This window comes from Neorhizobium vignae (assembly GCF_000732195.1).
GTDB lineage: Bacteria > Pseudomonadota > Alphaproteobacteria > Rhizobiales > Rhizobiaceae > Neorhizobium > Neorhizobium vignae.
This window is the reverse complement of the sequence record NZ_JNNU01000025.1, coordinates 19,152-38,632: the sequence shown is the minus strand read 5'-3', so window position 1 is coordinate 38,632 and position 19,481 is coordinate 19,152. Positions and strand designations below refer to the sequence as shown.

Annotated in this window: 21 protein-coding genes; 15 read left to right on the top strand and 6 right to left on the bottom strand. The window is 60.1% G+C overall.

What is annotated here, in order from left to right:
- The first annotated feature begins 324 nt into the window (after positions 1 to 324).
- The 13 genes from GQ59_RS26695 to visR all read left to right on the top strand — a co-directional run bounded on the left by GQ59_RS26695 (position 325) and on the right by visR (position 12,386).
- Positions 325 to 1,932 carry a globin-coupled sensor protein gene (locus tag GQ59_RS26695; RefSeq protein ID WP_152564471.1) on the top strand — a complete coding sequence of 536 codons (1,608 nt, stop codon included), beginning with the start codon at positions 325 to 327 and terminating at the stop codon, positions 1,930 to 1,932.
- Positions 1,932 to 2,225 carry an STAS domain-containing protein gene (locus tag GQ59_RS26690; RefSeq protein WP_037087115.1) on the top strand — a complete coding sequence of 98 codons (294 nt, stop codon included), beginning with the start codon at positions 1,932 to 1,934 and terminating at the stop codon, positions 2,223 to 2,225. Before GQ59_RS26695 ends, GQ59_RS26690 begins: the two co-directional genes overlap by 1 nt.
- 2 nt (positions 2,226 to 2,227) lie before the next feature.
- A complete protein-coding gene (gene cheY1, locus GQ59_RS26685) occupies positions 2,228 to 2,593 on the top strand; it encodes a chemotaxis response regulator CheY1 (protein ID WP_037087114.1) in 366 nt (121 codons plus the stop codon).
- 16 nt (positions 2,594 to 2,609) lie between these two features.
- Positions 2,610 to 4,877, top strand: a complete 2,268-nt coding sequence (locus GQ59_RS26680; RefSeq protein WP_037087113.1) for a chemotaxis protein CheA — start codon at positions 2,610 to 2,612, stop codon at positions 4,875 to 4,877.
- Positions 4,878 to 4,883: 6 nt separating this feature from the next.
- Positions 4,884 to 5,351 (top strand): chemotaxis protein CheW, encoded by a 468-nt coding sequence (locus GQ59_RS26675; protein WP_037087112.1) that lies wholly within the window; start codon positions 4,884 to 4,886, stop codon positions 5,349 to 5,351.
- Positions 5,348 to 6,256: a protein-glutamate O-methyltransferase CheR gene (gene cheR, locus GQ59_RS26670; protein WP_037087110.1), complete on the top strand. Its 909-nt coding sequence runs from the start codon at positions 5,348 to 5,350 to the stop codon at positions 6,254 to 6,256. The genes GQ59_RS26675 and cheR overlap by 4 nt, the downstream gene beginning before the upstream one ends.
- Entirely contained in the window at positions 6,253 to 7,293 is a 1,041-nt protein-coding gene (gene cheB / locus GQ59_RS26665) for a protein-glutamate O-methylesterase CheB (protein ID WP_037087109.1), read from the top strand. The genes cheR and cheB overlap by 4 nt, the downstream gene beginning before the upstream one ends.
- A complete protein-coding gene (locus GQ59_RS26660; RefSeq protein WP_037087108.1) occupies positions 7,294 to 7,683 on the top strand; it encodes a response regulator in 390 nt (129 codons plus the stop codon).
- Positions 7,680 to 8,237 carry a chemoreceptor glutamine deamidase CheD gene (gene cheD / locus GQ59_RS26655; RefSeq protein ID WP_037087107.1) on the top strand — a complete coding sequence of 186 codons (558 nt, stop codon included), beginning with the start codon at positions 7,680 to 7,682 and terminating at the stop codon, positions 8,235 to 8,237. Before GQ59_RS26660 ends, cheD begins: the two co-directional genes overlap by 4 nt.
- Before the next feature lie 29 nt (positions 8,238 to 8,266).
- Positions 8,267 to 8,656: a chemotaxis protein CheT gene (gene cheT / locus GQ59_RS26650; RefSeq protein ID WP_037087105.1), complete on the top strand. Its 390-nt coding sequence runs from the start codon at positions 8,267 to 8,269 to the stop codon at positions 8,654 to 8,656.
- Positions 8,657 to 8,828: 172 nt separating this feature from the next.
- Positions 8,829 to 10,499 (top strand): flagellar basal-body MS-ring/collar protein FliF, encoded by a 1,671-nt coding sequence (fliF, locus tag GQ59_RS26645; protein WP_037087104.1) that lies wholly within the window; start codon positions 8,829 to 8,831, stop codon positions 10,497 to 10,499.
- Between the two features lie 410 nt (positions 10,500 to 10,909).
- Positions 10,910 to 11,626, top strand: a complete 717-nt coding sequence (visN, locus tag GQ59_RS26640; protein WP_244448078.1) for a transcriptional regulator VisN — start codon at positions 10,910 to 10,912, stop codon at positions 11,624 to 11,626.
- Positions 11,627 to 11,639: 13 nt separating this feature from the next.
- Positions 11,640 to 12,386 carry a transcriptional regulator VisR gene (gene visR, locus GQ59_RS26635; RefSeq protein ID WP_037087100.1) on the top strand — a complete coding sequence of 249 codons (747 nt, stop codon included), beginning with the start codon at positions 11,640 to 11,642 and terminating at the stop codon, positions 12,384 to 12,386.
- 53 nt (positions 12,387 to 12,439) lie between these two features.
- Here visR and GQ59_RS26630 read toward each other — a convergent pair whose 3' ends face one another.
- The 6 genes from GQ59_RS26630 to motA all read right to left on the bottom strand — a co-directional run bounded on the left by GQ59_RS26630 (position 12,440) and on the right by motA (position 17,744).
- A complete protein-coding gene (locus GQ59_RS26630) occupies positions 12,440 to 12,874 on the bottom strand; it encodes a BspJ family T4SS effector nucleomodulin (RefSeq protein WP_037087099.1) in 435 nt (144 codons plus the stop codon).
- A gap of 5 nt (positions 12,875 to 12,879) precedes the next feature.
- Positions 12,880 to 13,959 (bottom strand): flagellar biosynthesis protein FlhB, encoded by a 1,080-nt coding sequence (gene flhB, locus GQ59_RS26625; RefSeq protein ID WP_037087098.1) that lies wholly within the window; start codon positions 13,957 to 13,959, stop codon positions 12,880 to 12,882.
- 211 nt (positions 13,960 to 14,170) lie between these two features.
- The gene (gene fliG, locus GQ59_RS26620) at positions 14,171 to 15,223 is read right to left on the bottom strand and encodes a flagellar motor switch protein FliG (protein ID WP_037087096.1); all 1,053 of its coding nucleotides are present in this window, start codon (positions 15,221 to 15,223) and stop codon (positions 14,171 to 14,173) included.
- A gap of 28 nt (positions 15,224 to 15,251) precedes the next feature.
- On the bottom strand, positions 15,252 to 15,848 hold the full coding sequence (gene fliN / locus GQ59_RS26615) for a flagellar motor switch protein FliN (protein WP_037087094.1): 597 nt from the start codon (positions 15,846 to 15,848) through the stop codon (positions 15,252 to 15,254).
- A 73-nt stretch (positions 15,849 to 15,921) separates the two neighbouring features.
- Entirely contained in the window at positions 15,922 to 16,875 is a 954-nt protein-coding gene (locus GQ59_RS26610; RefSeq protein ID WP_037087181.1) for a FliM/FliN family flagellar motor switch protein, read from the bottom strand.
- On the bottom strand, positions 16,875 to 17,744 hold the full coding sequence (motA, locus tag GQ59_RS26605; RefSeq protein ID WP_037087092.1) for a flagellar motor stator protein MotA: 870 nt from the start codon (positions 17,742 to 17,744) through the stop codon (positions 16,875 to 16,877). The genes GQ59_RS26610 and motA overlap by 1 nt, the downstream gene beginning before the upstream one ends.
- A gap of 200 nt (positions 17,745 to 17,944) precedes the next feature.
- On the opposite strand from motA, the gene GQ59_RS26600 reads away from it, so the two are divergent.
- Both GQ59_RS26600 and flgF read left to right on the top strand, forming a co-directional pair.
- Positions 17,945 to 18,724: a DUF1217 domain-containing protein gene (locus GQ59_RS26600; protein ID WP_037087091.1), complete on the top strand. Its 780-nt coding sequence runs from the start codon at positions 17,945 to 17,947 to the stop codon at positions 18,722 to 18,724.
- 1 nt (position 18,725) lies between these two features.
- Positions 18,726 to 19,463 (top strand): flagellar basal-body rod protein FlgF, encoded by a 738-nt coding sequence (gene flgF, locus GQ59_RS26595; RefSeq protein ID WP_037087090.1) that lies wholly within the window; start codon positions 18,726 to 18,728, stop codon positions 19,461 to 19,463.
- The last annotated feature ends 18 nt before the right edge of the window (positions 19,464 to 19,481 follow it).

Sequence of the window (19,481 nt, the reverse complement as noted above, 5' to 3'; positions counted from 1 at the left end):
CCCGGTTGAAGCAAAACAGGCATCCTTGCACCTTCCATTAACCTTCAGGCAAGGAATTAACCATACATATTAGAGACCACGGCGAAATGGGACGACTGCGGTCTCCCACCAGGCATGAAGCCGCAAAGCCGTACCGGTCCAATCCGGTATCCGCTCATGAAAATCCAGCAAAGCCGTGGTGACCGCGTTGCCCATGCCCGACGGATATTGATCCGGTCTGGCGAGCATCCCCGTTCATCCAGGCGCTGGCGACAGCAGCTCGCATGCCGCCGATCCTCTCCGGGGATTGGCTTGATTAATTTGGGGACGGCTTTGGTGCAGGAAATGCCATCGGATCAGGCGCGACGTGGCCAGGCAGGTAGCCTGGGCGAGAGACTGGCATTTGCCGGCCTCGACGGCGAACTGCGCGATCTGCTGCGCCGCTGCCGCCCGCAGCTCGACCGGCATCTGAAGACCGGCCTTCGCGACCTTTTTCACCGCTTTCAATCCTTTCCGGAAGCCGCTCGCAATTTCGAAAGCGAGCAGCAGATCGAACGGCTGCACGACCTGCAGGCTTCCCATTGGGGCGTGTTGACCGATGCCCGCTTCGATGCGCTTTACGCCGAGCGGGTGAAGGTTCTCTCGGACGCCGAGAGCCGCATGGGCCTCGATCCGCGCTGGCACGTCGCTGGTCACGCCGTAATGCTCGAACATCTGATCGCCGGCGCGATCGTCGATCTCGCTCCGAAATCGCTGCTGCCGGGCGGCCGCAAGCGCGAGCAGGAACTGCTCGACCTCGTTGGCGCGATTACCCGCCTGGTGATGGTGGATGTCGAGATTGCCGTTTCGCTCCGTTTCAACGAACAGCGCCAGAAGCACCAGCGCGCGCTCGCCGAACAGCGCGAAGCAGATCATGCGCAGGCGATCGAAACCTTTACCGACGTCATCGCAGCACTTGCCGACCGCGATCTGACGGCCTCTCTGCCGGCCGATGTGCCGGATGTCTATCGCGAGCTCGCCGATCTTCTCAACCAGGCGGTCGCCGGCATGCGCTCCTCGGTCGAGACCGCCGATGGACACGGCCAGAAGGCTGGTGCGCTCACTCAATCGCTCGCCGAAGGTGCACGCTCGTTCGCCTCCGCTTCCGAAGAACAGTCGGCCCGCCTCAGGGAGGCGGCACGCGTGCTGCTCGACGTCACGGCCAGGGTCAAGGGAAGTGCCGCCGAGACGGCCGCTGCCGAAAAAGCCGCCGCCGAGACCCGCCGTTCGGTCGAGGCAAGCGGTGAGGTCGTTGGCCGGGCGATCAACGCCATGGCGGATATCGAATCCTCGGCCGAAAAGATCGGCGAGATCATCGGCGTCATCGACGACATCGCGTTTCAGACGAATCTGCTGGCGCTGAACGCCGGCATCGAGGCGGCCCGCGCGGGCGAGACGGGCCGCGGGTTTGCGGTCGTCGCCCAGGAAGTGCGCGCGCTTGCCCAGCGCTCCGCCGATGCGGCCCGCGAGATCAAGACGCTCGTCAACGGCACCAAGTCCCAGGTGGATGCGGGTGTCGAGATGGTTCACCGCACCCAGGAAGCGATCGGCGGCATCGTCCGCCAGGTTTCCGATATCAATGACGCGATCGCCGGCATTGCCCGCGACACCGGCGAGCAGGCCGTCGGTCTTGACCGGTTGACCCTCGAGATCGGTTCGGTCAGCGAACATGTCGCCTCGAATGCGGGGCTCGCGTCCCGCGCCGGCGAAGGCGCCGACGAACTCCATACCGTCATCCTGGAACTCGGACGGACGGTCCGCGAGTTCCGGATCGAACGACAGAACCGTTATGCGGATGCGCGCCGTCCGGCAGCGCCAAGACCCCAGCCGACTCTCGTCCCGATCGCGCCGATGGCTTCCGATCGTGCGGATGAAGGCGAATACATCTTTCAGAAACGACAAGGAATAAGCTGATGGCAGCAAAGAAGGCTGGACCTGCAAGTTTGAAGCTGGCCGCGGTGCTGGACCTCAACGAGGCCTCGAACCTGCATGGCAAGCTGGTCTCCATGCGCGGCAGCGATCTCAGGATCGATGCGTCGGGCGTCGAGCGCGTTGGTGTCCAGTGCGCCCAGGTTCTGCTCGCCGGCGTCAAGGCTTGGGAAGAAGACAAGAAGTCCCTCCTCGTGGAGAAGGCTTCGGATGCATTTCAGAAGACGATGCAACTTATCGGCATCAATAACCAGAATTTGGTTGCTAAGGAGATCTAGCAATGAAGAAAAAAGTACTGACCGTGGATGACTCACGGACGATCCGGAACATGCTTCTGGTGACCCTGAATAACGCAGGTTTTGAAACAATTCAGGCGGAAGACGGCGTTGAAGGCCTCGAAGTCCTCGAGGGCTGCAATCCGGACGTCATCGTCACGGATATCAACATGCCGCGCCTCGATGGCTTCGGTTTCATCGAAGGCGTTCGCCGTAACGAAAAATTTCGCGCTGTCCCGATCCTCGTCCTGACGACGGAAAGCGATGCCGAGAAGAAGAACCGGGCCCGGCAGGCCGGCGCGACGGGCTGGATCGTCAAGCCTTTCGATCCTGCCAAACTGATTGATGCGATCGAGCGTGTAACCGCCTGAGCCAGGAATTCCCCCGATGGATATGAACGAAATCAAAGAGATCTTCTTTCAGGAATGCGAAGAGCAGCTCGCTGAACTGGAGTCGGGTCTTCTCAAGCTGAACGACGGGGATCGCGACCCCGAAACGGTGAACGCCGTTTTCCGTGCCGTTCATTCCATCAAGGGGGGCGCCGGTGCCTTCGGTCTGGACGATCTGGTCTCCTTCGCCCACGTCTTCGAGACGACTCTCGATTGCGTGCGCTCCAACAAGCTGGAGCCGACGCAGGACGTCTTGAAGGTCATGCTGAAATCGGCCGACGTGCTCGCCGACCTCGTCACTGCTTCGCGTGACGGCGGCGGCGTCGATGAGTCGAGAAGCCGCAGCCTCGTCAAGGAACTCGAGGCGCTTGCCCATGGCGAGCTACCGTCTTCCTCCGGCCATGACGCCCCGAAACCGGCCGCAAAGGCTGCTCCCGCCGCGAAAGTGGAGCTTCCCAAGCCGAGCGACGACAGCGGTTTCCAGCCGATCCCCTTCTCGTTCGACGGTTTCGGCGAGGACGATGAGCCGGCAGTCGAAGGTTCGCTCTACGAGGTCATCTTCAAGCCGCGCCGCGAGCTCTATTCCAAGGGCAACGAGGCGGCGCTTCTGCTGCGCGACCTGTCCCGTCTGGGAGAGATGAGCATCAATTGCGATACGGATGCTTTGCCTGCGCTGGACAGGATGGATCCGGAAGCGTCCTACTTCAGCTGGAAGATCTCGATCCGGACCACCCGGAGCGAAGACGACATCCGCGCCGTCTTCGAATTCGCGGAATGGGATTGCGACCTCGAAGTGAAGTTTGCCGAAGAGGCATCTTCCAACGAGGAACTGCCGATGGTTCCGGTTCCCTTCGATCTTTCGATCCTGGATGATTCCTCGGCCGGAGAAGAAGAAACGGCCAGCGAACGGGGCGCTTCGGAAGAAGCCGTCGCCGCGGCCTTGTCCGCCGCCGAGACCGCAAGCAACGTCTCCAGGGCCGCGCGCGTCGCCGAGAAGAAGGAGTCGGCCGCCGCCAGTGCCGCTGCCCAGAACAATGCGGCAGCCGCCGCTGCCGGCGCGGGCCAGACGATCCGCGTCGACCTCGACCGCGTCGACCGTCTCATCAACCTCGTCGGCGAACTTGTCATCAACCAGGCGATGCTCTCCCAGAGCGTCGTCGAGAACGACGCGACCGGTACTTCGGCCGTCAACATGGGCCTCGAAGAGCTGCAGCAGCTCACCCGCGAGATCCAGGACTCGGTCATGGCGATCCGCGCGCAGCCGGTGAAGCCGGTCTTCCAGCGCATGTCGCGTATCGTTCGCGAAGTGGCCGACATGGTCGGCAAGTCGATCCGCCTGGTCACCGAAGGTGAAAACACCGAAGTCGACAAGACGGTCATCGACAAGATCGCCGAACCGCTGACCCACATGATCCGCAATGCCGTCGACCACGGCATCGAATCGCCCGAAAAGCGCGAAGCCGCCGGCAAGGACCCGGAAGGCACGATCAAGCTGACCGCGAAACATCGTTCGGGCCGCATCCTGATCGAGCTTGCCGACGACGGCGCCGGCATCAACCGCGAGCGCGTTCGCCAGAAGGCAATCGACAACGACATCATCGCTGCCGACGCCAACCTGTCGGACGACGAGATCGACAACCTGATCTTCATGGCCGGCTTCTCCACCGCCGACAAGATCTCCGACATTTCCGGTCGCGGCGTCGGCATGGACGTGGTCAAGCGGTCGATCCAGGCACTCGGCGGCCGTATCTCGATCTCGTCGCGGCCGGGTTATGGCTCGACCTTCACCATGAGCCTGCCGCTGACGCTCGCCGTACTCGACGGCATGGTGGTCACGGTTGCCGGCCAGACGCTGGTCGTGCCGCTCACCGCGATCGTCGAAACGCTGCAGCCGGAAGCTTCTGCCATCCATTCCTTCGGCGCCAATCAGCGGCTGATCTCGATCCGCAACTCGTTCTGCCCGCTGGTCGACGTGGGTCGCGTCCTCAACTACCGCACCACCCAGGCCAATCCGGTCGAAGGCGTCGCGCTGCTGGTGGAATCGGAAGGCGGCGGACAGCGCGCACTGATGGTCGACGCCATCCAAGGCCAGCGCCAGGTCGTCATCAAGTCGCTCGAAGCGAACTACACCCATGTCCCGGGCATCGCCGCAGCCACCATTCTCGGTGACGGCCGCGTCGCGCTCATCCTCGATGTCGATGCGGTCGTCGCAGCGTCGCGAGGCCAGTCCATGAAACCTGAAATGTCGTTAGCCGCCACGGGTTGAGTTGATATGTCGTATGCCGTGAAGAATCTGATCCAGGGAAGCAAGGAGCTGATCGCTTTTCGCATCAGCGATCAGGAATTTTGCGTGAACATCATGTCCGTCCGCGAAATTCGCGGATGGACGCAGGCAACGCCGCTGCCGCATGCGCCGGCCTATGTCCTGGGTGTCATCAATCTGCGCGGCGCGGTTCTGCCGATCGTCGACCTTTCGGCCCGGCTTGGCATGAAGGATGCGGAGCCGACGGCGCGCCATGTGATCATCGTGGCGCAGATGAAGACCAAAGTTGTCGGTCTCCTCGTCGAAGCCGTTTCCGATATCCTTACGATTACCGACGAGAATATCCAGCCAGTACCGGAAGTATCTTCCGACCTGGAGAGACAATATGCCCGGGGGATTCTCGCCATCGATAAGCGGATGATCTGCATGATCGAGCTGGATGCCCTCTTCCCCGACACGGAAAGCGAAGTTGCATGAAGCCCCTGGGCGCCATCGAAAGCCGACAGTCACCGGATGAAGTCCTCGCAAGCGGCGAATATCCGCTGACGCGTCGTGACCTCACCGATATTTCGGCGATGATCTACGCCGATGCCGGGATCTATCTCAACGATTCCAAGGCCTCGCTCGTCTATTCCCGCCTTTCCAAGCATATCCGGGCTTTGGGGCTGCGCGGGTTCAAGGACTATTGCGTTCTGGTCGCGTCGCCCGAAGGTGCTGCCGCCCGCCGCGAGATGCTGTCGCATCTGACGACCAACTTCACCCGTTTCTTCCGCGAGAACCATCACTTCGAGCACCTGCGCGATGAGGTTCTGCCGGGTCTGATCAACCGCGCCAAGAGCGGCGGTCGCGTGCGCATCTGGTCGGCCGCATGTTCGGACGGGCAGGAGCCGTATTCGATTGCGCTGACCGCACTGTCGCTGCTTCCCAATGCGGCCGATCTCGACTTCCGCATCCTGGCGACCGATATCGATCCGAAGATCCTGGCCGCGGCCCGCGCCGGCGTCTACGACGACAACGCGCTCGAGACCATGACGCCCGCCATGCGTAAGCAGTGGTTCCGGGAGGTCGATGCCGGCGGACGCCGCAGGTTCCAGATCGACGAGCGCGTCAAGAAGCTGATCACCTTCAACGAGCTGAACCTGATGGCGCAATGGCCCTTCAAGGGCAATTTCGATGTCATCTTCTGCCGCAACGTCGTCATCTATTTCGACGAGCCGACGCAGATGAAAATCTGGTCCCGCTTTGCCTCGCTGCTGCCTGAAGGCGGACATCTTTATATCGGCCACTCCGAACGTGTCTCCGGCGACGCGAAGAACCTGTTCGATAACATCGGCATCACGACCTATCGTTATACCGGTAAGAATGCAGGGAGGAAGGCATGAGCGCTCCGGCACGGGTCCTGGTCGTCGACGATTCCCCGACCATGCGCGGCCTGATCACGGCCATCCTGAATTCCGATCCGGAGGTGAACGTCGTCGGCCAGGCCGGCGACGCGCTGGAAGCGCGCGTCGCAATCAAGCAGCTCAATCCCGATGTCGTTACCCTCGATATCGAGATGCCAAATATGAACGGGCTGGAATTCCTCGAAAAGATCATGCGCCTGCGCCCGATGCCGGTCATCATGGTTTCCGCCATGACGCACCAGGGTGCCAATGCGACGCTGGCCGCTCTCGAGATCGGCGCCTTTGACTGTGTCGGCAAGCCGGCTCCCGGCGACGTTCGCCCTTTCATGGATCTTGCCGAAAAGGTCAAGGCTGCAGCCCGGTCAGGTCCACGCCGGAACGGGCCTGCGCCGGTCATCGCAGCGGCACCCGCCGCGGAATACCGTGTCGGCCGGAAGGTTGTGGCCATAGGGTCCTCAACCGGAGGCGTTGAAGCCCTCATCGCGGTGCTGCAAAAGTTCCCGCAAAACTGCCCACCGACCGTAATTACTCAACATATGCCCTCCACGTTTACCAAAAGTTTTGCTGAACGGCTTAATCGTATCTGCGCTCCTGTGGTGCAGGAAGCCACCGATGGCGCGCGGCTGGAGATCGGCAAGATCTACCTCGCGCCTGGTGGCGAACGGCACTTGCAGGTGGTCAATCCGTCGGCGCCATGTTGCCGGCTGATCGAAAAGGAGCCGGTAAACGGCCACAGGCCCTCGGTGGACGTCCTTTTCGACTCGGTCGCCGATCTGGCGGGTCGCAATGCAGTCGGGGTTATCCTGACGGGCATGGGCCGCGACGGAGCTGCAGGTTTGCTCAGAATGCGTAGCGCGGGCGCACGCACGATCGGGCAAAACGAAAAGACGTGTGTGGTCTACGGCATGCCGAGGGTTGCCCATGAAATGGGGGCCGTCGAGCAGCAACTGCCGCTAGGCTCCATAGGAGAAGAAGTGTTGAAGTTAACTGCCGCCCGAAAAGAAGGTACCGAATAAATGTCTATCGCTGAAAAAATCAAAGTTCTGATCGTTGATGATCAGGTCACCAGCCGCCTGCTGCTCAGCGACGCCCTGACACAGCTCGGCTTCAAACAGATCACTGCGGCCGGCGATGGCGAGCAGGGCATGAAGATCATGGCGGAACAGCCCCACCATCTCGTTATTTCGGACTTCAACATGCCGAAGATGGACGGGATCGGTTTTCTCCAGGCCGTCCGCGCGAATCCGAACACCAAGAAGGCCGCGTTCATTATCCTGACCGCTCAGGGTGACCGCGCCCTGGTTCAGAAAGCGGCCCAGCTCGGCGCCAACAACGTTCTCGCCAAGCCGTTTACGATCGAAAAGATGAAGGCCGCTATCGAAGCGGTGTTTGGAGCATTGAAATGAATGACGCCGCTGCAGTCAGGCGTGTCCATATCATCCAGGGGGAATTTAAGGTCCTGAACGACCCGAATGCCGTCCTCTCGACGATTTTGGGTTCATGCGTGGCTGCTTGTCTTCGCGACCCTGTCGCCGGTATCGGCGGCATGAACCACTTCCTGCTTCCGGGATCCGGCGGCTCCATGACCTCGGGCGGCGATGCAACGCGTTATGGCGTGCATCTGATGGAGTTGCTGATCAACGGACTTTTGAAGCAGGGTGCCCGGCGAGACCGGTTGGAAGCGAAGATTTTCGGCGGCGCCAAGACGATTGCCAGCTTTTCGAATGTCGGCGAACAGAATGCCGCATTCGCAATGCAGTTTCTAAAGGACGAAGGCATTCCGGTGGTCGGTTCCTCAACGGGCGGGGAACACGGGCGCAAGCTCGAGTTCTGGCCGGTGAGCGGCCGGGCTCGTCAGTATCCGCTGACCGGTGCCGAAACTCAACGAACGGTGGCTATGGAGGAGCGTCCGGTACGCACGCCGTCGAAGCCGGTCGAGAGCTCAATCGAGTTCTTTTAAAGAAGTCAATTCTCGGGGCGAAAGAAGCCATGAACGACACCGTCAAGACGCCAATCGCTCCCTTTGAGGAATCTCTTCCAGAAGTCCTGATGCGCCTGGTCTCGGAGCTTCATGACGTCGCATACCTGATCGAACGGGTCGAGCCGCAGCTTCTGGAGCTCGGCGGCGAAACGATCCTTCAGTCGCCGGACAGCTTGAAAGTCCTGCAGGGCATCGACCTTGCCGTCCAGAAGACGCGCGGCCTTGCGGAATTCGTCGATACGATCACCGGCGGCATTCCCAGCGAATGGATGGTCGATGTCTCGACCGCCCTCAATCTCGTCAAGCTCGCCGACATGCAGAAGGCGCTCACCAACGGCATGCGCCACGGCCATTCCCAGCCTTTGAGCAAGGCAGCCGGCGATTTCGATTTCTTCTGATCGCCAGCCCCGACAGGCATGCTTCGGCCATGACGGCCGGGACACTCGCCAGTCTCACGATCCCATCCACAATCGCCAAAACCATGTGCCCGCGAAACGCTCGCACAAGCTTCGCTTCCTAAGGTGCGATTGAGCATAGGCTCGAATACCTAGTTGGCGATGTGGGAACAGAATGAATCTGTTGGCTCAATTTTCACAAGTCTTTAAAAATCTGGCCGGTTTAGGCCAGACGCGACTTATTGCTTTAGGCGCTGTCGGCGTCGTTTCAATTGCGATCGTCATTGCTGCGGCCCTCTTCGTTAACAAGCCGGCTTACGAGACGCTCTATGTCGGTCTTGATACGGCCGACCTCAACCAGGTAAGCATCGCGCTGGCCGAGGCCAACATGTCCTTCCAGGTCGGTACGGACGGTTCGAGCCTTCAGGTTCCTGCGGGCTCGACAAGCAAGGCGCGGCTTCTGCTGGCCGAGCGGGGCCTACCGAACAGCACCAATGCCGGTTATGAACTCTTCGACAATGTCGGTTCGCTCGGGCTGACCTCCTTCATGCAGGAAGTCACCCGCGTTCGCGCCCTCGAAGGGGAGATCGGCCGCTCGATCCAGCAGATCAACGGCGTCAACGCTGCCCGCGTTCACATCGTCATGCCGGATGTCGGCAACTTCCGCAGGGGTGAGCAGAAACCGACGGCATCGGTAATGATCCGGGCCAGTTCGACAACGGGGCGCAAGGCTGCTTCGTCCATTCGCCACCTTGTCGCCTCCGCGGTCCCCGGCCTCGACGTGGACGACGTGACCATTCTCGATTCCGCCGGTCAGCTGCTCGCATCAGGCGACGAATACGGCGGCAGCGAAATGAACAAGTCGCTGAGCATCGTCCAGAACGTTCAGCAGGAAATCGAAAACAATATCGACAAGGCGCTGGCGCCTTTCCTCGGCATGGACAATTTCCGTTCCAGCGTCACGGCGGCCCTTAACACGGACAGCCAGCAGATCAACGAGACGGTGTTCGATCCGAACTCCCGCGTCGAACGCTCGGTCCGCACCACCAAGGAAGCGTCGAAATCGCAGCAGACCCAGGACGACAACGCCACGACCGTGGAGCAGAACGTGCCGCAGGCCGCTCCGCCTCCGGGTGGGGCGAACGGTCCGAAATCGTCTGATCAGTCCGACAAAAAGGAAGAGCAGACCAACTACGAAATCAACCAGAAGACCGTCGCCACGACGCGCAACAGCTATCAGATCGAGAAGGTTTCGGTCGCAGTCGTCGTCAACAAGGGTCGTATCGCGAAAATGGTCGGCGAGCCGGCCGACCAGGCCAAGGTCGATGCCTATCTCGCTGAGATGCAGAAGATCGTGGCATCCGCAGCCGGCATCAATGCCAACCGCGGCGACATAGTCACGTTGACGGCTATGGACTTCCTGGAGAACCAGCTGCTCAGCGAAGCCTCCAGCGGCCCGGGCCTGATGGACATGCTGAGCCGGAACGTCGCGGGCATCATCAACTCGCTGGCCTTCGTGCTGGTTGCTTTCCTGGTGGTCTGGCTCGGTCTTCGCCCGCTCATCCGCACCGTCAGCGGCAACAGCGTCGCCGGCGAAGCGTCGGACGGTGCAGGTCTCGAACTTCCGGATTTCTCGCCGACGACCGGCAGCCCGGCTCTCATGGACGGGTTCGGCTCCGACTTCGGTTTCGACAGCTCGAACGACATGCTGGGCGGTGGCGACGACGAGGGCTTCAACCGCCGCGTCAAGGAAGGTCCCGAAAAGCGCCTGGCCCGCATGGTCGAAATCTCCGAAGAGCGCGCCGCCAAGATTCTTCGCAAGTGGGCGCTCGAAAAGGCAGCCTGATCGGGTATCACGAAAATATGATCGCTATGGGCCGGACATTGTCCGGCCCATTTCTTTTCAGCCCCGCCGCACACTTGGCTAATTTATATATACAGCGAATCAGCATGAATATGGCGCAACTGGGGAAATCCGATGTCGGGGCGATGGTAATTCGTAACGCGTCTCCTACAATGGCCTTGATTCGTACAATCACTTCCAGAGGTCCAAAGGGGTGGAACTGCTGAAACTCACGGGGTCTACGACGAGGGCAAGCGGCTACCGCCATTATTCTTGATGTATTTGCTTAATCCGGGATCGTTTCGGCGCTGGAGGGGTTGTATGGGAATCACAACATGCCGCGATGCGGGTATTCATGATGAATGCGCCACGTGGTGGGGAGCAGGTACCGAATGGAGTTGTCGGGGGTAGAAATGATGACGGAGGGGCGCTCCTATGCGGAGTCTGCCGGCTCCAGAGGACTCTCGCGTGAACAATTGGTTCGCCGTCTTTCGGTTTTGGCCGGCTCCAACAACATTCAGGCGGTCATGCGCCTGCTCGCGGATTACGTCGGCGCTTCTCATTTTCTGCTGGCCCGCTACGACCTAATCCAGGAACAGGGCCTCGATTTCATAGTTACCTCCAACTGGCCCTTTGATCTCGTACGGCGCCTGGGCTCGGAGCTCGCAAGCGGTTACGCGCGTTCCACCGAACTGGAAAAATGCCTCTCGCTTCTGACACCCAGCTTTGCCTTGTTGCCTGAGGACATCGTGCCGCCTGACGACATCAGCCGGCAGTACTGCGCGCTGACCTTTTGCGTCGGCAGGACGCGTTTCTCCCTGATGCTGCTGTTCCTGGACGGCATCATCCTGTCGCAGGAACGACTGAGGGAGGTGGGCTTGTTCGCTGCCTATGGCGCCAGTTTTGGAGAGAATGCCGATGCCAGGACGGAGCGTGATTTCGAACTGACGGAACGCGAGCTGGAATGTCTCTTCTGGATTGCGGAGGGCAAGACCAGTGACGAGATCGCCGTGATCCTCGGCATATCCCGCAATACGATCAACAATTACATCACCAGCGTGATGCGCAAGACGGCAACCAAGACCCGCTCCGAGGCGATTGCCTACGCGGTTCGCAACAACTTAGTTTAGGAAAATAATTTCAATGGGTTATTCGCGCAGCGGCACGGCAGACGGACCTGGAAGCATCCAGTATCTGCGCCTCCAGCGCGCATCGAGCCGGTCAGACATCTTTCCGAAGCTCGTCGCCATGCAGAAAAACCTGAAGGCGCGGAATTTTGCGGTTTTCCGGATTGCCGGCGCCGGGCTGCCCAACAAGCGTAAGCTTGTATGCGAGCTCGAAAACTGGGGAGCCGGCGCGCTCGAGAGCAGCAACCAGCTCATCGGTGTATATGGCGAGGCGCTGCTGGAGCATATCGAAACGTCGCTCCTGCCGCTGATCTGGAACGGATCGGAGAATACCAGTTTTGCCGATGCTGGCGAATTTTCGCCATTGACGCATCGCCTGGATCCCGGCGTCGTTCCCTTTTCGGGTATCGCCTTTCCTGTCCGCCTGGGCGCCCTCGGCAACGGCTACGTCGCTTTCTTCGGGGCATCGATGGATTTGGTGAGCGATGTCATCATCGACCAGCATGTCAAGAGCTGCCAGGTGGTCATGGACCTCCTGGCACTTGACGAGCGCCGCAGCGTTCCGGCGGAATCGCTGAGCGAACGCGAGATTGCCTGCCTTCAGCTGGCCGGCGACGGTCGCATCAGCGAAGAGATTGCCGAAAAGCTTGGCCTCTCCGTCCACACTGTCAACGCCTATCTCGGCTCGGCCACCATCAAGCTCGATTCGGTCAACCGCATCCAGGCGATCGCCAAGGCGATAAGGCTCGGTTATATCCACTGAACCGTTCTGAGAAGAACCCGTCTTTTTCGCCCTCCGGGGTGGGGCGCCCCGGCTCACATCTGCGAGTTGCTGGTCTTCACGAACTTGGCTTCCTGGAGGCTCTTTGCCAGGAAAGCTGTGTTGTCGTGGGGATCCTCGAAGGGGGCTTGGAACGCAATGTGGTCGATCTCGAGGGCTGCCAGCTGGTCAGCCAGCGTCAGACGCGCATAAACCGAAACACCGCGCGGCTTGATTTCGAGGTCCAGAACGACTTCCGGCTTGCCGTTCCATTCGAGCTTGTAGTCGCCGCCGGCGCCGAAACTGACGGTCCCCGGATGGAAATAGAGCTCGGCTGCTGAGGACACGAGATCGGCAAGGCTGCCGTGGCACTCTAGACGTAGAAGTGAGATGAGATCGCCGGCATCGAGCAGGCGAAGTTCCGAAGCCACCGGGCTGATTGCTTGTGCAACGATTTCTTCCCGTTCGGTGGAGTAGGTGCATTTCTTCATGACGCTCAGCGTGTCCGTTTTTTTTGCGACCGGGAAGCGTAGACCCGGTGCACGAGTTCTGCCACAGCCTTGTAGAAGACTGGCGGAATGACACTATCCGCCGAGACTTGCGCAAACATGGAGCGCGCCAGGGGCGGATCCTCGAAAATGGGGATGTCGTTTTGCTCGGCGATTTCGCGAATCTTGAGGGCAATCAGATCCTGGCCCTTGGCGACGACGACCGGCGCGTCGTTCTCCTCGCGCACGTAACGCAGCGCTACCGCAAAGTGAGTCGGGTTGGCGATCACCAGGGTGGCGCGCGGCACGTTGTTGATCATCCGCCGGCGGGCACGATCGCGCGCAACCGATTTCTGGCGCTGCTTGACGATCGGGTCGCCCTGCGCCTGCTTGTATTCGTCCTTGACCTCCTGCTTGGTCATCTTGAGTTCGTTGTACCAGTGGTAGCGCGTCCACAGGACGTCGACGACGGCAAGTATCCCCGCCGACAGGACAACAACCACCACCATCTGGCGGATAATTGCATCCAGTTTTACGAGGATGACCTGCGGATCCGAGAACATCGCATCCAGCGAGGACAGATATTCGCCGCGCAATGCGAAATACATGATCACTGCCACGATCAGGATCTTGAAGATCGACTTTCCGAACTCGACGAAACCCGGAACGCTGTAAATCCGCCCGAAACCCTTGGTGGGCGAAACACGGGAAATCTGGGGCCGCACGCGCTCGAGAACCATTGACGGCATGTTCTGCGCGAACGACGAGCCAAGCCCGAAAATGATAAAGAGCAGCATCACCGGAACGAGAAACGCCGCGATCGCCCAGCCGAGATGGACGCTCAGCGAAACGACGTCCGTCGAATTTTCGAGCCGCCACTGATCCGGCTGTTCGAAAAGGTCCTTCAGTGTCTCGGCCATTTTTGCGATGTTCGAGGGCAGGAAGAAGACGAGAAAGACATAGAACGCCAGCATAGAGGCGAAAAGCGGTACCTCCCGGGAGACCGGGACGTTACCCTTGTCCGCCGCTTCCGACATCCGTTTGGCGGTCGGGTTTTCTGTTTTGCTGTCTTTATCGTCGTCGGACACGGCTTTGAACCAATCGGTCTTCCGGTTGCGAGGACGTGGCTCAAACGAATCGGCCGCCGCCGCCCGCGATGTTACCGCATCGCCTGCTAGCCGCTAATCGAGTCAAGAAAAAGACTGTGGGTGGCCCGAAAATATCGGCGAAAGGCTGGCCGAAACGAAAACGGAGCGGGAATTTCCCGCTCCGCTTCCTTCGTGCGCCTCAATCGGCAGGTCAGGCGGCCTCGGCCGGCTTGTCGCCTTCCTTCTTTTCTTCCTTGAGCATGATCTGGCCCGAATTGGCGAGCCGGATCGCTTCCTGTGCGATCGCGCGACGGGCAATCGCCACTTCGCGCGGATTGAGGTTCATGTTCTGAACCGCCAGATCGCTTTCGATCATGCGGCGCTGGCGCGGGCTGATCGCCGCGAGAACACATTCCTTGATCTCGTTGGTCGCACCGCGCAGCGCCATCGTGAGAATGTCCCCTGCGACGTCGTTGAGCAGCATGACGCGGCTGCGCTGCGGCATGTAGAGCAGGTCTTCGAAGAGGAAGATCTTCGGGCGGACCTTGTTGACGGAGTCCTTGCTGATCGTCTCGAGCGAATTGAGCAGGGTATCGACCTGGCTCTTTTCGAGCTCGTTCATCAGCTCGGCAACCTTGTTCGAGCCGTTCGAGTTGCGTTCGGCTTCGATTGCCGCGATCAGTTCCATCACCCGGTTCTCGATGATCTGCGCGGCCTTGGGGCTGACTTCCTTCATGTTGACGGCGCGGTTCATGATATCGGCGCGGCGGCTGTCGGGAAGCTGGAGAAGGACCTTGGCGCCAAAGATCGACGGCATCTGCGAAAGAATGTAGGCGACCGTCTGAGGATGTTCGCGCGACAGGAATTTGCCCACGAATGCCGGATCGGCATCCTGCAGGCGGTCCCAGATATTGGCCTGGTAGTCGTCGAAAGCGGCGCGGCGGCCGAGCAGCCCGTCGACTTCTTCCGGCGTCAGGCCCGCTTCGAGAATGCCCTCGATCGCCGCGGCATTGTCCATGAGACCGGTGCCCTCGGTGAACAGGTCCTCAAACTCGTTGACGAGTTCGAGGAGTTCGTCCGGGGGGATGGCGCGCAGGCTCTGGGCACAGGCGATGATGTTCTGCAGCTCGGCCTGGGTGAAATACTTGAGAAGCTTGCCAGCGACGCCCTTGCCCATAGCCAAGAGCACTGCCGCGGCCTTTTCGGCCTTGGACAACGGTTTCGTCGAGAGGGCGCTACCACCGAAATCCTCAAAGTCCATCATGGTCTTCCTTCTCTGTCCCAAACAGGGATCAGGTTCTTCTCGTGCTCAGTACTTCCGTCAGTCGCACACCGAAACGCGTGTCGTCATTTTCCAGCACGGTGATTTCACCCTTGCCGATGCGGCGTCCGTTCACCACGATCTCAACCGGCTCGCCGATCCTCTTGTCGAGTGCGATCGTCGCACCCTCCTCGAGGGTCATCAGGCCCGAGACCTGCATGCGGCTCGTACCGAGCACGATCTCGACGTCGATCGGGATATCCATGATCAGGTCGAGATTGGCGTTGAGCGCGCTGCCCGGTTCCTGGTAGGTGGTGCTGCTGGATGTCGAGCTGCCGAAATCGTTGCCGCCGAAGCTCTTTGCGCCGCCGAGACCCGAGGCACCGCCACCGAAGCTGCTGCCGAATGTATCGGCCGGTGCTTCGAAGCCGCCGCCGAAGGACGGAGCGTCGGCCGAAAAATCCGAGGTTGCGGACGAGCCGAAATCGGCATCGAAATCAGGCGCGCCGCCGTCGGCATCCGTCTTCAAGACGCCGCGCAAATCGTCGATGGCCTGATCCAGATCGGCATCATTGCCGATCGGCATCAGCGAGTCGTCGTCGGTGAGAGGTGTCTTCTTCGTAGCCATGCGGTGATTATTCCTGTTGAAACTTGCGTCAGCCTGCCTTGGCGAAAAAGCCGGCAACGGGCTGGCCGCGGGTCTAGCCTATCAGGTGTTGGAGAATCTCGTCGTCCGTGCTGATGTTATCCTTTACGCGGACTGTATACCGCTCGCCGGACCGTCCGAATTCGCACGAATACATATCCCGGCCGTTTGCACTGACCTGAACCTGGACATCGCGCTTGTCCTGGAAAGCGATCACGTCGCCGGCTGCGAGCCGCGAGATCGTACCGAGCGTCAGCTTCTGCAGGCGGATACGGGCTTCCAGGGTGACATGCGAGCGGCGGACCTGGTCGTTCAGGCGGTCCGTCCATTCCTGCTTGGCCTTGGAAGCCTGAGCTTTCGACTTCGGCGCGGTGACCGTGGTCTTCAGGAAGGCACGTTGAGGGATGACGAGAGCGAATTCGGAGGTCACCGTACCGAGCTCGAACGCCATGCGGATGGAGACGCCGAATTCCGGGCGCGCCAGATCGTCCGGCTTTGGGCGGTCTTCGGCGTTATGAGGCCGTTCAAGGCTTGCTTCGAAGCTCCCCTGCGCGTTGACTCCTGAGCGCAGCACATCGGCGATCCGCTCGAAAACCATCACGGCGAGGTCGAGTTCGATATCCGAAAGCGGACGTTCGATCGGCTGTTCGATCGTGTTGGGGGCGGAGCCCAGCATCAGTTCCATGAGTGCAATTACGAAACTGTTGCCGCAACCGAGCACGAAGTTCGGGGACCAGTTGCGCAGGGATCCGTCGCAAAGGGCAAACCCATCGCCGAGATCGGTGATGAGATCGGTCATCAGGCCGGATGTGCAGCTCACGTAGGAGACGCCGATCCGGATGCCGGTTTCGCTGTGAAAGACGTCCGGCAGGAATTCCGCATAGAGCTGCGCGAATTCGCTGCTGATCTTCTCGACGGTCTTCTTGTCGCCGAGACCTCCGGTCAGTTTTGCCAGGAGCGCCAGGTCCATGCCCGGCGCCGGTGATTGGTTTGTTTGGTTCGACGTCATCATGCCGCCTTTTCTCCACCAGGATTCATCATTTCCTGCTCGACCGAGTCGATCGAGGGCCGTTCTTTGTTGGAAATCGTCTTGCGTCCGTATTCGAGCGCGACCTGCGGCACGGAGCCGTTCATGTAGGCAAGCAGGGTCTGCTTGACGATGATGTACAGGCGATGCTGCTTGGTGCGGACGATCTTGATCTGCGAGGTCAGCGGGTTGCAGACCGAATAGGACAGGAAGATGCCGAGCATGGTGCCGACGAGAGCCGCACCGATGAGGCCGCCGAGAACTTCCGGCGATTCGTTGATCTTGCCCATCGCCTTGATAACCCCGAGAACGGCGGCGACGATACCGATGGCCGGAAAGGAATCTCCCATCGCGGTGATCGCGTGATAGGGCTTCATCTTGTCGGAGAACATGGTGTTGATTTCTTCATCCATCAGCGCCTCGATCTCGTGGGAGCGGGCATTGCCGATGATGATGAGGCGCACGTAGTCGCAGATGAAGGCGGTCAATTCCTTGTTTTTCAGCACCGTCGGAGCGGTCTGGAAGATCGGCGATTCCTCCGGATTGTCGATATGCGCCTCGATTTCGTTGCGCGACTTGGTTCTAAGGTCGCGCATCAGCGAATAAAGCACACCGAGAACGTCGAGATAGTTGCGCTCTTTCGGCACGGCGTTCTTGAAGGCCTCTCCGAGTGCCTTGCCGCTGTCCTTCACGACTTTCATCGGGTTGGCCATGATGAAGCCGCCGAGACCGGCGCCGCCGATGATCAGAAGCTCATAGGGCTGGATGAGGACGTCGATGTGGCCACCCATGGCCATGAAGCCACCGAGAATACAGCCAACGGTGATGACAAAGCCGATAATAATATTCATCGCGTACCTGTGCCCGATCGTTTTCGTTTGTCTTGGGGATAAGGCGTCTGGCTTGCGTGAGGCTGGCTGTGGAGACGCTAATGAAAGCAGTTCCGGAACAGCTTCGCACAAGTCTTCGAGCCTAGTTCTGCCCACGATCGGACCGGATTGCCCGCTCCGCAGCGACGTCCGCCGCTTCCGCGGACTTAGGTAGAGCTATCGTGATCACGACCTATGCCAGCTACGCAATGATTAGCCGCGACATGTCGAAGTCGCTGGAACGCGTCGCCGAAAAGCCGGAAGTTGCGCGCGAGAGCGAATATTATCTCTCCAAGATCGGCAGTATCAAAACCATCGACGACTTCATGGCCGATACGCGCATCTATAATTACGCGCTGAAGGCCCACGGTCTCGAGGACATGGCTTATGCCAAGGCATTCATCCGCAAGGTCCTGACGGAGGGTACCGACAACAAGGCGGATTTCGCCAACCAGCTCTCCGACAGTCGCTATTCGCAGCTCGCCGAATCCCTGAATTTTGCCGCCTTCGGCACCACCGCTACCTCCTTCGACAGGGCCCAGAAGGGCGTCGTCGACAAGTTCCAGCGCCAGACCCTGGAAGAGGATGCGGGCGTCGACAACATGGGCGTCCGGCTGGCGCTCTATTTCGAACGCACCGCCCCCACGATCAAATCCGGCATGGAAGTTCTTGCCGACGACGCACTTTCGGAAGTCATGCGTACCGCGCTTGGCATGTCGGCCGAGATGATCGGCGCCGACCTCGACCGCCAGGCCCAATACATCGAAGACACGGTCAAGATCGCGGATTTCCAGGACCCGGCCAAGGTCAACAAGTTTCTCGAGCGGTTTACGGCGATGTGGGAGATCAGCAACCCCACCGACAGCTACGATCCGCTCGCCGTCTTCAACTCCCCATCGTCGAGCGGCATTTCCCCGGATCTTCTGATCTCGATCAATAACCTGAAACTCGGAGGCAAATGATATGCAATCCGGACTTTACGTCGGCATCTCTTCCCAGATCGCGCTCGAGCGCCGCTTGAACACGATCGCCGACAATATGGCCAACATGAACACCGTCGGCTTTCGTTCCACGGAGGTCAAGTTCGACGAGGTCTTGAGCAAGACCCAGAACGATATCGGTGCGAAGGTCGCGTTCGTCACCCAGGGCAACGACTATCTGTCGACCCGTACCGGTGAAATGCAGCGCACGGGCAACCCGCTGGACTTCGCAATCAAGGGCAATGCCTGGTTCGCGATCGATACGCCGGCCGGCCAGGTGCTGACCCGCGACGGCCGTTTCACGATGGATGAACTCGGCCAGCTCCGTTCGATCCGCGGTTATGCGGTTCTCGATGCCGGTGGTGCTCCGATCCAGCTCAACCGCGACGGCGGCCCTCCGACTGTCGGCTCCGACGGCATCATCCGGCAGAACGAACAGCCGGTCGCCAGCCTCGGTCTGTTCACGGCTGACGTCACAAAGGGCTTCGTCCGCCACGACAACTCCGGCGTCATCACCGTCGATACCCCGCAGCCGGTGCTCGAGGGCATCGAGAACTCCGTTGTTCAGGGTTACCTCGAAGGGGCGAACGTCAACGGCATCCGCGAGATGACCCAGCTGATCCAGGTCAATCGCGCTTTCGAAAGCATCTCGTCGCTGATGCGCGATAGCGAGACCTCGCTGGACGATGCGATCAAGACACTCGGCGGCTCCAACGCCTAAACGATAGGAAAGAGGGCC

Excerpts from the sequence above, each read along its gene's own strand:
- GQ59_RS26695 (WP_152564471.1), top strand. The coding sequence starts at position 325 with ATGCCATCGGATCAGGCGCGACGTGGCCAGGCAGGTAGCCTGGGCGAG.
- GQ59_RS26690 (WP_037087115.1), top strand. The coding sequence starts at position 1,932 with ATGGCAGCAAAGAAGGCTGGACCTGCAAGTTTGAAGCTGGCCGCGGTG.
- cheY1 (WP_037087114.1), top strand. The coding sequence starts at position 2,228 with ATGAAGAAAAAAGTACTGACCGTGGATGACTCACGGACGATCCGGAAC.
- GQ59_RS26680 (WP_037087113.1), top strand. The coding sequence starts at position 2,610 with ATGGATATGAACGAAATCAAAGAGATCTTCTTTCAGGAATGCGAAGAG.
- GQ59_RS26675 (WP_037087112.1), top strand. The coding sequence starts at position 4,884 with ATGTCGTATGCCGTGAAGAATCTGATCCAGGGAAGCAAGGAGCTGATC.
- cheR (WP_037087110.1), top strand. The coding sequence starts at position 5,348 with ATGAAGCCCCTGGGCGCCATCGAAAGCCGACAGTCACCGGATGAAGTC.
- cheB (WP_037087109.1), top strand. The coding sequence starts at position 6,253 with ATGAGCGCTCCGGCACGGGTCCTGGTCGTCGACGATTCCCCGACCATG.
- GQ59_RS26660 (WP_037087108.1), top strand. The coding sequence starts at position 7,294 with ATGTCTATCGCTGAAAAAATCAAAGTTCTGATCGTTGATGATCAGGTC.
- cheD (WP_037087107.1), top strand. The coding sequence starts at position 7,680 with ATGAATGACGCCGCTGCAGTCAGGCGTGTCCATATCATCCAGGGGGAA.
- cheT (WP_037087105.1), top strand. The coding sequence starts at position 8,267 with ATGAACGACACCGTCAAGACGCCAATCGCTCCCTTTGAGGAATCTCTT.
- fliF (WP_037087104.1), top strand. The coding sequence starts at position 8,829 with ATGAATCTGTTGGCTCAATTTTCACAAGTCTTTAAAAATCTGGCCGGT.
- visN (WP_244448078.1), top strand. The coding sequence starts at position 10,910 with ATGATGACGGAGGGGCGCTCCTATGCGGAGTCTGCCGGCTCCAGAGGA.
- visR (WP_037087100.1), top strand. The coding sequence starts at position 11,640 with ATGGGTTATTCGCGCAGCGGCACGGCAGACGGACCTGGAAGCATCCAG.
- GQ59_RS26630 (WP_037087099.1), bottom strand. The coding sequence starts at position 12,874 with ATGAAGAAATGCACCTACTCCACCGAACGGGAAGAAATCGTTGCACAA.
- fliG (WP_037087096.1), bottom strand. The coding sequence starts at position 15,223 with ATGATGGACTTTGAGGATTTCGGTGGTAGCGCCCTCTCGACGAAACCG.
- fliN (WP_037087094.1), bottom strand. The coding sequence starts at position 15,848 with ATGGCTACGAAGAAGACACCTCTCACCGACGACGACTCGCTGATGCCG.
- GQ59_RS26610 (WP_037087181.1), bottom strand. The coding sequence starts at position 16,875 with ATGACGTCGAACCAAACAAACCAATCACCGGCGCCGGGCATGGACCTG.
- motA (WP_037087092.1), bottom strand. The coding sequence starts at position 17,744 with ATGAATATTATTATCGGCTTTGTCATCACCGTTGGCTGTATTCTCGGT.
- flgF (WP_037087090.1), top strand. The coding sequence starts at position 18,726 with ATGCAATCCGGACTTTACGTCGGCATCTCTTCCCAGATCGCGCTCGAG.